This is a genomic window from Bacillus cereus group sp. BfR-BA-01311 (assembly GCF_022664295.1).
GTDB lineage: Bacteria > Bacillota > Bacilli > Bacillales > Bacillaceae_G > Bacillus_A > Bacillus_A cereus.
The window spans coordinates 128,904-141,953 of the sequence record NZ_JAKUHC010000002.1 but is presented as its reverse complement, the minus strand read 5'-3'; the positions used below and the strand labels follow the sequence as shown (position 1 = coordinate 141,953).

Here is a 13,050-nt window from a genome sequence, read left to right as displayed (position 1 = left end):
ATCTTTTCATGACGCCCTCCATTTGTATTGTTATGAACTGGAATATTCGGTGTAGATCGAAATCTTCCTGCTAGAGATTACACAAATTATTGGAGCGTTAGTAGGCTGGGAGCTTGACAAAAAAACTTATTTATGCTATAATTTACCAATATAAAAATAAGGTGTATAATAGGGTTCTCCTGGCCAGGGGAACCCTATTTTTGTTGTGAAAATGAAGGAGAGTGTATGTGCGTGAAACAAGGTGAAGCAAGTGTAACGTCGTTAGTATCAGCTTTCGGAAGGGCGTATCATAGTGAATTTGATAATCCTAAAATCTTTGATGATTATGTAGCTAAAGATTTCATTTCACAAAAAGAACGTAAAGATATTGAAACGAACATGGTTCAAGGGATTCACTTTTTCAATAAAGACATTGCACAGCAGTTTCAAGACAATCCAAAAGAAATATTAAAATGGATTACGCAAGTTCAGTTATCACCAACACCTTTAGCACGTGCGGCATATTGTGAAAGAGTATTACTACACGAGATTACGCTGGGAGCGAAACAATACGTTATACTCGGTGCGGGATTAGATACGTTCAGTTTTAGACACCGAGAATTAGAAAATAAAATAGAAGTATTTGAAGTGGATCATCCTTCTACGCAGGTGTTTAAGAAGGAAAGAATAAAAGAAACAGAACTTGAAGTTCCAAAAAACCTTCATTTTGTTTCAATGGATTTTACGAAAGGATTTTCCTATGAACAGTTACGCAATGAAGGATTTGAAAATAAAAAGACTTTCTTTAGCCTTTTAGGTGTTTCATATTATTTAACGAAAGAGGAACTTTCCAGTTTAATAGAATGTCTATTCGAGATGGTTCCAGAAGGAAGCTCTATCGTTTTTGATTATCCAGATGAAAACTTATTTACGGAAAAAGGACTGTCCAATCGAGTTGAAAACATGGTGAAAATGGCTGCAGTAGGCGAAGAACCGATGAAATCATGTTTTTCTTATGCCGAAATGGAAGCGCTGTTAGAGAAGGCGGGCTTACTCATTTATGAGCATTTATCACCAGAGGATATTAATGCATTATATTTTGAAGGACGAAACGATTATTTAGAAGCTTTTGAGACGGTGCATTATGTGCATGCGGTGAAGAAGTAAGGAATTAGTAGGCATGGGGAGGAATCTCTGTGTCTTTTTTGTATTAAATTTCCTGCCCTCGAATAAAGAACAGTAAAACCCCTAAGCATGTAGATCTTTGATTTTTATTACAATTTTGTAAGGTTAAGTAATGAAAATCGATAGAACTAGATATGTGAATAGGATACTCTGATTAACGGATAGAATATTCTGAAAAAAGGGGCGGAGCAAATGAAGAATAGACAAAAAGCATCGATAATATGCAAAAGTATTTTATGTTTAATTATTTGCATATTTATTACGAATGAAGCATGGTTTACAAATGTGGTGAGGGCAGAATCGGGCACGCTGACTGATAGGAGTATAGAGGATTTCAAAAAAAAGCTGGATGAACAGGTACCAAAATGGCAGGAGGATTATGAGGTACCCGGGGTTGCAATAGGAATTGTGCATGAGGGACGTATTGCTTATACACTTAACTACGGTTATGTAGATAAAAAGACAAAAAAAGCGGTGAGTGATGATACTTTGTTTCAGGCTGGTTCCATATCTAAAAGTCTTACAGCGTGGGGAATCTTGCACCTTGTAGATGAAGGGCGTTTATTACTAGATGATCCCGTTGGAAAATATCTGACCAAATGGAAATTATCTAATTCAGAGTTTAATAATAATGAAGTTACGATAAGAAGATTGTTAAGTCATACAGCAGGGCTGTCTCCACATAAAGGATATCTCGGGGTTGCACAAGGGAAACATCTTGACTCTATTGAGGAGTCTCTGTCTGGAAAAGGATGGCTTAATGAACCAGTGGAAGTTACCAATAAACCAGGTTCAGAAACAATTTACTCTGGTGGCGGATATACAATTTTACAACTTGTAATTGAAGAAGTTACCGGAATACCGTTTGATCGTTATATGGAAGAACAAATTATGAAACCTTTAGGAATGAAATCTAGTTCATTTTTACAACGTCCTGAAAACCATAACCTTTCAAAAGCTTATGGTTATTTTGGAGAGGAGCTCCCTAGTTACCAATTTACCGAACAGGCTGCTGCAGGTCTTAAGACAAATGTTACCGATATGATGGCATTGATACTTGCAAGCATGGATGCAAATAATAAAGGGAATGGTGTCATCAAAAGTGAACGTGTTGAGGAAATGCAAAAGCCGATATTAGGGGAGAATGGTTTAGGTATATTTGAAAAAAAACTATCTAATCAATGGAAATTACTTTATCATTCTGGTGACAATCGTGGCTGGCATTCTTTTTATGGTTTCATTCCTAATACAAAGGATGGATTGGTAATCCTTACAAATGGTGAAGGTGGTATAGACTTACGACAGGATATTTACCACGCATGGATTGAATATGAAACTGGAAAATTACCTGAAAGTTACTTCGCTCTAGCTGAGCAGAGAAAAACTAACTTCATTACATCAATTGTTATTGGCGCCACATTTAGTATATATTTGCTACTGTTTGTGATTAGTTTGTACAAAGGTAGAAGAACGTTCATTTTTAAGCAAGAGAAGAAATCTTACATCGGATTAGTAGTTAGGACATTTTTACTTATTATTACTGCTGTTCTCGTTTTTTGTGCTGCCGATTTGTGGAGAGTGTTTAGTTTGAATTCCGGTAATACAATAAATTTCATTCTAATAATGGTATGGATTATAACATTATTAATTAGTGGATTTTCCCCGAAAATTAAAAGTAATAAAAACAACGTATGAAACGAAAAGATTTAACATCAAAATTTACATGTATGTAATGTAAAAGACTAGAAAGTTAGATTGGCGTGAATCGCGAATTGTGGAGTGCAAAAAACGACAAAATCTCTTAAAAAACACTTAACTTTTAACTCCATCTATCTTTACAATCCCTCCTTATAATGTGAATTGGACAAGCACCTAAGAGAAAGCAGAACATGTCAGTTTGTACATTCTATTATTAGGGGGAGAATTTGTATGAAAAAGACAGTTGCTTCGTTAGCAGTTATGGCAGCATTATTACCGACATTTTCAGCACATGCGGAAGGGAAAGAGCAAGTCCGAAAATCAGCTACAACTTTTAATGTTATTAGTGATATTCAAGGTGATTTAGGGGATTTTGATCATGTGCTAAAAGATATGAACAAAGTGACGCCACTTTCTAGAGCGCTTATTATGAATGGGGATATAACGCCGACTGGACAACAGTCACAATATGATGATGTAAAGCGTGTGTTAAATAAAAATAAGCATCCAGAAAATGTATGGTCTACTGTTGGGAATCATGAGTTTTATGCTGGTAAATGGACAGCGGATGGGAAACTTTCTCAAAGTACATGGCCAAATGGTGTAACGGAAGAAACACTATTTGGTCGCTACTTACAATTTAGTGGACAAGAAAAGGTATATCATAAAAAAGAATTAGATGGGTATCCACTTTTATTTTTAGGAACTGAAAAATATATGAAATACCACGATTCAAAAATGTGGGACGAAGTATATATGAGTGATGAGCAATTAGGTTGGTTAAAACAAAATTTAGAAGAGTATAGTCAAAAAGATAAAAATAAGCCAATCTTTATTTTCTCTCATCACGTTTTACCTGATACAGTATCTGGATCAAGACAATCACCGTACTTACAAGATTATTTAAACATCGATAAGTTGTACGATATATTAAAAGACTATCCGCAAGTTGTTTTCTTCACGAGTCATACACATTGGGATTTAAACTTACCTGACTGGGCTGGTAAAAAGAAAATTACAGGCGGAGATGAAAAAGGTTTCACTGTTGTAAATACGGGCGGGATTGAAACAGGCTGGATGTCAGCAGGACCAAATGGAGGAGAGAAAACTGCTCCAGATGGCTATTCATTTAAACAAGGGTTACAAGTGAAAGCATATGGTAACGATGTAATTGTGACAGCTTACGATTACAAACGTGATAAGGATATAAAGAAGTTATTAATTAGTGATTCAAAAATTGCGCAGATGGCACCAAATGTAATGGCAGATGATCGTAAAAATATAATTGTCGGTGCAAATGAATATATGGAGTATTCTATAGAAGGAACGAATGAGTGGCATACGTATAGTCAAGCAAATCCTCCGAAATTTGATGGAGATAAAACTGTATACGTACGCCATAAAGGTGAAATGAATTTAGAGGCGGGATTAACGCAGTTACTTCGTTTTTCGGTAAATAAGTGATTGGAGGGAGTCTGCATTTGAATGTGTGGGCTCTTTTTTTGTTGATGAGAAAGGGGTTGCCTGTCTGTCGTTTTTTGTCGATAGATCGATATATTAAGAAAATCGTTGATATACTGCAAGTTACGATCGATATATTTGAAAAATCGTTGATATATTGTAAGTAATGAACGATATATTTAAAAAATCGTTGATATAAATTTCATGTACCGTAATTAAGTTAAAATCATTAATACGGTTTTACTTATCAAAATGAAATTCTAATACATTTTTAACCGAGAAAGATGACTTCACCATTTTTACGTGTAATAATAGTAACGTTACATATATTGTGAAAGAAGTACAAAAGGAGCGTTACAATGAATTTAGCTAAATTCCCGAGGAAAAAATATACAGAATCATATACACCAATTGAAAAGTTAAACAACTTTTCTGAAGCACTTGGTGGTCCGACTATTTATTTTAAACGAGATGATTTACTTGGTTTAACAGCCGGTGGCAATAAGACGAGAAAGTTAGAATTTCTAGTTGCAGATGCACAGGAAAATGGTGCAGATACGTTAATTACAGCTGGTGGTATTCAGTCAAATCATTGCCGCCTGACACTTGCTGCTGCGGTAAAAGAAAAAATGAAATGTATTCTTGTATTAGAGGAAGGGCTTGAGCCAGAAGAGAAGAGAGACTTTAACGGAAACTATTTCTTATATCACTTATTAGGTGCTGAAAACGTCATTGTTGTACCGAACGGAGCAGACCTGATGGAAGAAATGCATAAAGTAGCAAAAGAAGTAAGTGAAAAAGGAAATACACCATATGTAATTCCAGTTGGTGGATCAAACCCTACAGGCGCTATGGGATACGTTGCTTGTGCGCAAGAAATTATGGCGCAATCATTTGAGCAAGGAATTGATTTCAGTTCAGTTGTTTGTGTAAGTGGTAGCGGCGGTATGCATGCTGGTTTAATTACTGGTTTTTCTGGAACACAAAGCCATATTCCTGTAATCGGGATTAATGTAAGTAGAGGAAAAGCTGAGCAAGAAGAGAAAGTAGCAAAACTTGTAGATGAAACTTCAGCACATGTTGGTATTCCAAACTTTATCTCGCGCGACGCTGTTACGTGCTTTGATGAATATGTAGGGCCAGGCTATGCGTTACCAACGCCAGAAATGGTAGAGGCAGTTCAGTTACTTGCGAAAACAGAAGGTATTTTACTTGATCCAGTGTATACAGGTAAGGCGGTAGCGGGATTAATCGACTTAATTAGAAAAGGTAAATTTAATAAGGAAGACAATATTTTATTCGTACACTCAGGTGGTTCACCAGCTTTATATGCGAATACTTCTTTATTTGCGTAAGTGTAAAAAGCATTGGGTATCCAATGCTTTTTTGTTATATACTGGAATTATTGAGAGGTAGGAGGATGATATGAATTCAAATTTAAAATGGATTATATATACGGTACTTGGCATTTCTATTCTATTAATCTTATTTGTGGCTTATGGGGTGTATTCTTATTTTACATTTTAAAAGCGTAATGGAAGTGAACCATAATGTAATGTATGTTATAGTTTGATATGTTAATTACTTACAATACTTTCCACAAGGAGAATACATAATGAGAGCAAAGAAACTAGTAACGTTAGCAGTTCCATTTATGCTGTTAGTCGGATGCGAGGTAGGAGATAAAGATTCTACTCATAAGACTGAGCAAACTAGTAAAGCAATAACGAAAACAGTAATTTCCGAACAACAGTATCCGTACTACATATGTGAGCAAGTGGTAGAGTTCCAATTTAAGAAGGATGAACTATTACTAAACTTAGGAGAATCCTTAAAGGATAAAGAAAAAGCAAAAGCTGTTTTAAAAACATCAAACGAGATAGATAAAATTTTAGATAATATGGAACACATAAAAGTACCTGATACATACAAAGACATTCACAAATCCATACAAGAAGGGGTAACAGAGGCAAGAAAAGCAACGAAGTTAATTAAGGATGCTGGTAAAGAAGATAAACAGAAGATTCAAGAAGCTGCAATGAAAGGTACTGAATTTTTATCAGGTGTAGACGGAGAGCATTGGAAAAAAGCAATTTATGAGTTATCACAGGAAAACAAAGATGCTTATAGTAAGGCACTTGATAAGAAAGTAAAGGAGTACTCAAAGTAAAACAGTAACTTGTAACAATACATATCCACCTAAAATTTCCGCGAATGCTATGCTAGGAAGTTAGGTGGGAGATTACTGTCCTTAAATGTGGCTGATTAAAGCTACAGCCACATTCTCCTGTTCTAATTAACTAAAAGAAGAACTTCCCCATCCCGATTAAACTACTGATCATTCCTATTCCACTCATGGTGCCTTTTCCTGCTGTAAGTAAGTTTCCAAGCATTCCAAGCTGACCGTTACCTCCATTATTTCCCCATCCCATTGGGGCCCACGGACCACCCCAGCCTGAAGGATTACCAAAAACACCCGAGTTATTGGTATTGAAATGAAAAGGCTTGGCTGGCGGCGATAGTAAAGCGGCAAGATGACCTTGTGCGAACATCCCTGTATGATTGAATGGTTGCGCCCAGGGGAAGGGAGGTTTTTGAAAATTAAAACCTGCATGACCTGGTAATGGAGTCCAATTAGCAGGGTGACCTTGTGGTATTATCCCTGCATAATTAATTGGCTGCTGCCCCCAAGAGAAGGGAGGTGGTTGGGGATTGAACCCCGTATAATTGGCTGATGAATCCCAACTAACTGGATAGACTCGGTAACTCCAATTCTCAGGAGGCTTTAAATCATTCATTACCTCAAATTTAGTTATTTCGGGCTGTGAATATAATGAAATTTTGTTATTATATTGTTCCCCGTTTCCCTGTGACTTCAAATACCAATATTGGTGCATACGCTAATTCCCCTCACTTTAAAAATGTAATGTTAGACTTAGCCTATGTAATATTCTTTTTTATGGATGGTTACATAACTAGATCTACAAGCCTGTATTTAAAGGAATGGGTGCGTGGTCTTTTTGATTTTTCTCGCTGCCTGTAAAATTCCCATTGATTTAAAGTTTCAATTTATTTTAGAAGGGTATTTTCAGTTGCTTCTTTTTGTATTTCAGCCTAATTTAAATTCCGGTAACAAACATTTTTATAAAGGTTTAATCAACAAAAAGATTTTAAAATGGTATGTTGAGCAAGTGGAATTGCTAAAAAGAGAATATCCATTCGAAGAGTTTGGCAAAATACTGCAAGGGTAATATTTTCTTGTGCAAATATGTAAACGATTTAAACGAATCAATGAAATTTATAATGAAGGGGCAATTAAATATATGAATGAAACATTACATAAAAGAAAACCACCATATGTAATGCTTGTAATCCTTTTTATTGGGGCATTTGTTTCATTTCTAAATAACTCCCTTTTAAATGTAGCCTTGCCATCAATAATGAAAGATTTAAACATTCAAGATTATTCAACGATCCAGTGGCTTTCTACAGGGTATATGCTTGTAAGTGGTATATTAATTCCGGCCTCAGCATTTTTAATAACGCGTTTTTCAAATAGGAGCCTATTTATTACATCTATGGTGATTTTTATTCTTGGTACTGCCTTAGCGGCTGTAGCGCCGAATTTTGGTTTATTACTTACTGGTCGGATGGTTCAAGCGGCAGGCTCTTCAGTTATGGGACCTTTGTTAATGAATATTATGCTAGTAAGCTTTCCGAGAGAAAAAAGGGGAACAGCAATGGGGATTTTTGGACTAGTTATGATTACAGCTCCAGCAATTGGGCCGACACTATCAGGTTATATTGTAGAGTATTATGACTGGCGTTTGCTTTTTGAAATGATTTTACCGTTAGCAATCATTAGCTTACTGTTAGGGATTTGGAAATCTGAGAATGTCATGAAACAAAATAAAAATGCAAAACTTGATTATCTCTCATTACTATTATCTTCTCTCGGTTTTGGCGGTTTGTTATATGGATTCAGTTCTGCAAGCTCCGATGGTTGGACGAATAAAGTTGTCTTAACAACTTTAATCATAGGCGCTATTGCCCTAATTGCTTTCATTATTCGTCAATTAAAAATGGATGAGCCGTTATTGGATTTACGTGTTTACAAGTACCCAATGTTTGCACTTGCGTCTGTAATTGCAATTGTTAACGCGGTGGCCATGTTTTCGGGTATGATTTTAACACCAGCTTATGTACAAAACGTCCGTGGTATTTCGCCGCTGAGCTCTGGGCTGATGATGCTTCCAGGTGCAGTAATAATGGGGGTTATGTCACCAATTACAGGTAAACTATTTGATAAATATGGCCCTCGGATTCTTGGCATAGTAGGGCTTTCCATTACAGCTGCTTCAACTTATATGTTGGCAAATCTGCAAATTGATTCTAGTCATACACATATTATTCTTATTTATACACTGCGAATGTTTGGGATGGCGATGGTGATGATGCCACTTATGACAAATGGTCTTAATCAATTGCCAACGCGCTTAAATCCGCACGGTACAGCTGTTAATAATACAGCTCAACAAGTGTCCGGTTCGATTGGTACTGCTATTCTTGTTACGATTATGAACTCTGTAACAAAAACAAAAGCTGAAAGTTTAATGTCTCATATAGATCCAACAACCTTTACAGAAACTACGAAGGCAATAGTAACTCAGAAGGCTTTATTATCTGGAATTCAATATTCATTTTATGTAGCGCTTGGCATGAATGTTGTTGCGCTACTATTAGTTTTTTTCGTTAAACGTGTAGATACAAGTGCGGAAGCCGTCGAGAAGTTAAATCGGTAGAGAAGAATAAAACGCTAGATAAAGATTCCTACAAGTTTTTTTGCTGCTAAGGCGCCGGTATTTAAAGCTAGAAAAAACTAAAAGAAGCAGGGAAATAATTATGTAGTGAAAGAGGACCTGATGTTCATATCAGGTCCTCTTTCATTAGTAGCACGGTATACTTGCTTATCGTATTGGTTTAACTAAACTACTGATTTTTCGAATACTACAATCTTAAGCTCGTCAACTTCTCTATTTTGGGGTGTTTTAGAAGAAAATGAATCAAAATAATCATTTTTATGAACAAATACAAGAGATGAGATCCGTTTGCAATTTCTTATAAACATTACAAGTTTAGATTATCTTTTAATACCAACATTAAAAGGCTCCAACTATATTTATTCGCTTCATTTTAATTTAGTATTTTTCTACAAGTTATAAATCTAATTGCCAAGCTTATACGCAATATCATAATCATGAATAGTTAGGGAAAAGATAAAATAAGGTAATCAATTACATATCTTTATTTCATGCTTTTTTGAAAGGGTGTTTTAAATGGAAAAAAAAGTATCTGATATTCCTCAGCCGAAAACATATGGACCGCTGGGTAATCTCCCATTAATCGATAAAGATAAACCGACCCTATCCTTTATCAAGATAGCGGAAGAGTATGGTCCCATTTTTCAAATTCAAACTTTAAGTGATACCATCATTGTCGTTTCTGGACATGAATTGGTAGCAGAAGTCTGTGACGAAACACGGTTCGATAAAAGTATAGAGGGTGCTTTAGCAAAAGTTCGTGCCTTTGCTGGAGACGGATTATTTACTAGCGAGACTCACGAGCCTAACTGGAAAAAAGCTCATAATATTTTGATGCCTACATTTAGCCAACGGGCAATGAAAGATTACCATGCCATGATGGTCGATCTTGCTGTACAACTCGTTCAAAAATGGGCACGGCTTAATCCGAATGAAAACGTAGATGTTCCGGAGGATATGACTCGCCTTACGTTAGATACAATTGGTCTATGTGGTTTTAATTACCGATTCAATAGCTTTTATCGTGAGACCCCTCATCCTTTTATTACTAGCATGACCCGTGCTCTAGATGAGGCGATGCACCAATTGCAGCGGCTGGATATAGAAGACAAACTTATGTGGAGAACGAAACGTCAATTTCAGCATGATATTCAATCTATGTTTTCTTTAGTAGATAATATTATTGCTGAACGTAAAAGTAGTGGAGATCAGGAAGAAAATGATTTACTTTCCCGTATGTTAAATGTGCCAGATCCGGAAACTGGTGAAAAATTAGATGATGAAAATATTCGTTTCCAAATTATTACCTTTTTAATAGCTGGACATGAGACAACAAGTGGATTGTTATCTTTTGCAATTTACTTTTTATTAAAGAATCCGGATAAGTTGAAAAAAGCCTATGAAGAAGTAGACCGTGTTTTGACAAATCCTACTCCAACATACGAACAAGTTATGAAACTGAAGTATATACGGATGATTTTAAATGAATCGCTACGTCTATGGCCTACCGCTCCAGCATTCAGTCTCTATGCAAAAGAAGATACAGTGATTGGTGGGAAATACCCAATTAAGAAAGGAGAAGATCGTATTTCTGTTCTTATTCCACAGCTGCATAGGGATAAAGATGCATGGGGAGACAATGTGGAAGAATTCCAACCTGAACGATTTGAAGAGCTAGATAAGGTTCCTCATCATGCTTATAAGCCATTTGGAAATGGCCAGAGAGCATGTATCGGTATGCAATTTGCACTTCATGAAGCCACTCTTGTAATGGGAATGCTTCTTCAACATTTTGAATTAATCGATTATCAAAACTATCAGCTGGATGTAAAACAAACATTAACGCTAAAGCCCGGTGATTTTAAGATTAGGATTCTACCCCGAAAACAAACTATTAGTCATCCTACTGTTCTTGCACCTACAGAGGACAAGCTGAAAAACGATGAAATTAAGCAGCACGTTCAGAAGACACCTTCTATTATTGGGGCCGATAATCTTTCACTTCTTGTTCTGTACGGCTCGGATACAGGTGTGGCAGAAGGTATTGCAAGAGAATTAGCAGATACAGCTAGTTTAGAAGGGGTTCAAACGGAAGTGGTAGCTCTTAATGATCGAATTGGAAGTTTGCCAAAAGAAGGAGCGGTACTTATTGTGACTTCTTCTTATAATGGAAAACCGCCAAGTAATGCAGGGCAGTTTGTGCAATGGTTGGAGGAACTAAAACCAGATGAGCTAAAAGGTGTTCAATACGCAGTTTTTGGTTGTGGAGATCATAATTGGGCTAGTACCTATCAACGGATTCCAAGATACATTGATGAGCAGATGGCTCAAAAAGGAGCAACAAGATTTTCTAAACGCGGAGAAGCAGATGCAAGTGGTGATTTCGAGGAACAGCTTGAGCAATGGAAACAAAGTATGTGGTCTGATGCGATGAAGGCATTTGGATTGGAACTCAACAAAAATATGGAAAAAGAGCGCAGTACTTTGAGTCTACAATTTGTCAGTCGTCTTGGAGGATCTCCTCTTGCACGAACATATGAAGCAGTTTATGCATCTATACTAGAAAATCGTGAACTCCAATCACCCAGCAGTGATAGAAGTACACGACATATCGAGGTATCTTTGCCAGAATGCGCTACATATAAAGAAGGAGACCACCTTGGAGTGTTGCCAGTTAATAGCGAGAAAAATATCAACCGAATTTTAAAACGTTTTGGGTTAAATGGGAAGGATCAAGTTATACTGAGTGCAAGTGGACGAAGTATAAATCACATACCTTTAGACAGTCCTGTTAGTTTATTGGACCTTCTTAGTTATAGTGTTGAAGTTCAAGAAGCTGCCACTCGAGCACAAATACGAGAAATGGTAACATTCACAGCATGTCCTCCTCATAAAAAAGAATTGGAAGCATTATTAGAAGAAGGAGTTTACCATGAACAAATATTAAAGAAACGGATTTCAATGTTGGACCTTCTTGAAAAGTATGAGGCTTGTGAAATCCGATTTGAACGCTTTTTAGAACTTCTTCCTGCGCTCAAACCGCGTTACTATTCTATTTCAAGCTCTCCACTCGTTGCACACAATCGTCTGAGCATTACGGTCGGTGTTGTTAATGCGCCTGCATGGAGTGGGGAAGGGACATATGAAGGAGTCGCTTCTAATTACTTAGCTCAGCGTCATAATAAAGATGAGATTATCTGTTTCATTCGAACGCCACAATCAAACTTTGAATTACCTAAAGATCCAGAAACACCAATTATTATGGTTGGGCCAGGTACTGGAATTGCACCATTCCGTGGATTCTTGCAAGCGCGTCGTGTTCAAAAGCAACAAGGTATTAACTTAGGACAAGCGCATCTATATTTTGGTTGTCGTCATCCTGAAAAAGATTATCTCTATCGTACAGAACTAGAAAATGATGAAAGAGATGGATTAATCTCTTTACACACAGCTTTTTCTCGTTTAGAGGGACATCCAAAAACATATGTACAGCATTTGATAAAACAAGATAGAATCAATTTAATTTCGTTATTAGATAATGGAGCTCATCTTTATATATGTGGTGATGGAAGTAAAATGGCTCCGGATGTAGAAGATACCCTTTGTCAAGCATATCAAGAAATTCATGAAGTCAGTGAACAAGAAGCAAGAAATTGGTTGGATCGTGTGCAAGATGAAGGGCGATATGGAAAAGATGTTTGGGCTGGTATATGAATGTTTCTTAATTAGATACATATTAACTAATGAACTTCTTTCGAATAAATTTCACTTTATTAGTATAGTGTATTTAGATGAATAGTGATTAACCAGATTATTTAGTATCTACTAAATAAAAAACAGGACCTGATATACATCTATTAGGTCCTGTTTCACATAGACATTATACATCGATATTTTCCACACATTA

Annotated in this window: 8 protein-coding genes and 1 pseudogene; 8 read left to right on the top strand and 1 reads right to left on the bottom strand. The window is 36.4% G+C overall.

Going from position 1 to position 13,050, the window contains the following annotated elements; genetic code table 11:
* Window positions 1-225 precede the first annotated feature (225 nt).
* The 5 genes and pseudogenes from MR136_RS05850 to MR136_RS05830 all read left to right on the top strand — a co-directional run bounded on the left by MR136_RS05850 (window position 226) and on the right by MR136_RS05830 (window position 6,493).
* The gene (locus MR136_RS05850) at window positions 226-1,146 is read left to right on the top strand and encodes a class I SAM-dependent methyltransferase (RefSeq protein WP_031312244.1); all 921 of its coding nucleotides are present in this window, start codon (window positions 226-228) and stop codon (window positions 1,144-1,146) included.
* Window positions 1,147-1,356: 210 nt separating this feature from the next.
* Window positions 1,357-2,897, top strand: a pseudogene (locus tag MR136_RS05845) (serine hydrolase domain-containing protein).
* A gap of 196 nt (window positions 2,898-3,093) precedes the next feature.
* Window positions 3,094-4,326 (top strand): DUF4073 domain-containing protein, encoded by a 1,233-nt coding sequence (locus MR136_RS05840; RefSeq protein ID WP_017673663.1) that lies wholly within the window; start codon window positions 3,094-3,096, stop codon window positions 4,324-4,326.
* A gap of 356 nt (window positions 4,327-4,682) precedes the next feature.
* The gene (gene cuyA, locus MR136_RS05835; RefSeq protein WP_001046614.1) at window positions 4,683-5,678 is read left to right on the top strand and encodes a D-cysteate sulfo-lyase; all 996 of its coding nucleotides are present in this window, start codon (window positions 4,683-4,685) and stop codon (window positions 5,676-5,678) included.
* A gap of 260 nt (window positions 5,679-5,938) precedes the next feature.
* The gene (locus MR136_RS05830) at window positions 5,939-6,493 is read left to right on the top strand and encodes a hypothetical protein (RefSeq protein ID WP_017673662.1); all 555 of its coding nucleotides are present in this window, start codon (window positions 5,939-5,941) and stop codon (window positions 6,491-6,493) included.
* Between the two features lie 130 nt (window positions 6,494-6,623).
* Here the strand turns inward: MR136_RS05830 and MR136_RS05825 are convergent, their stop codons facing one another.
* Window positions 6,624-7,220 carry a hypothetical protein gene (locus MR136_RS05825; protein WP_242259278.1) on the bottom strand — a complete coding sequence of 199 codons (597 nt, stop codon included), beginning with the start codon at window positions 7,218-7,220 and terminating at the stop codon, window positions 6,624-6,626.
* Window positions 7,221-7,334: 114 nt separating this feature from the next.
* Between MR136_RS05825 and MR136_RS05820 the strand changes: the two genes are divergently transcribed.
* The 3 genes from MR136_RS05820 (at window position 7,335) to cypD (ending at window position 12,857) form a co-directional block, all read left to right on the top strand.
* On the top strand, window positions 7,335-7,574 hold the full coding sequence (locus tag MR136_RS05820; protein WP_017673660.1) for a hypothetical protein: 240 nt from the start codon (window positions 7,335-7,337) through the stop codon (window positions 7,572-7,574).
* A gap of 72 nt (window positions 7,575-7,646) precedes the next feature.
* A complete protein-coding gene (locus MR136_RS05815; protein ID WP_017673659.1) occupies window positions 7,647-9,125 on the top strand; it encodes an MDR family MFS transporter in 1,479 nt (492 codons plus the stop codon).
* A 534-nt stretch (window positions 9,126-9,659) separates the two neighbouring features.
* Entirely contained in the window at window positions 9,660-12,857 is a 3,198-nt protein-coding gene (gene cypD / locus MR136_RS05810) for a bifunctional P-450/NADPH--P450 reductase (protein WP_017673658.1), read from the top strand.
* Window positions 12,858-13,050 lie beyond the last annotated feature (193 nt).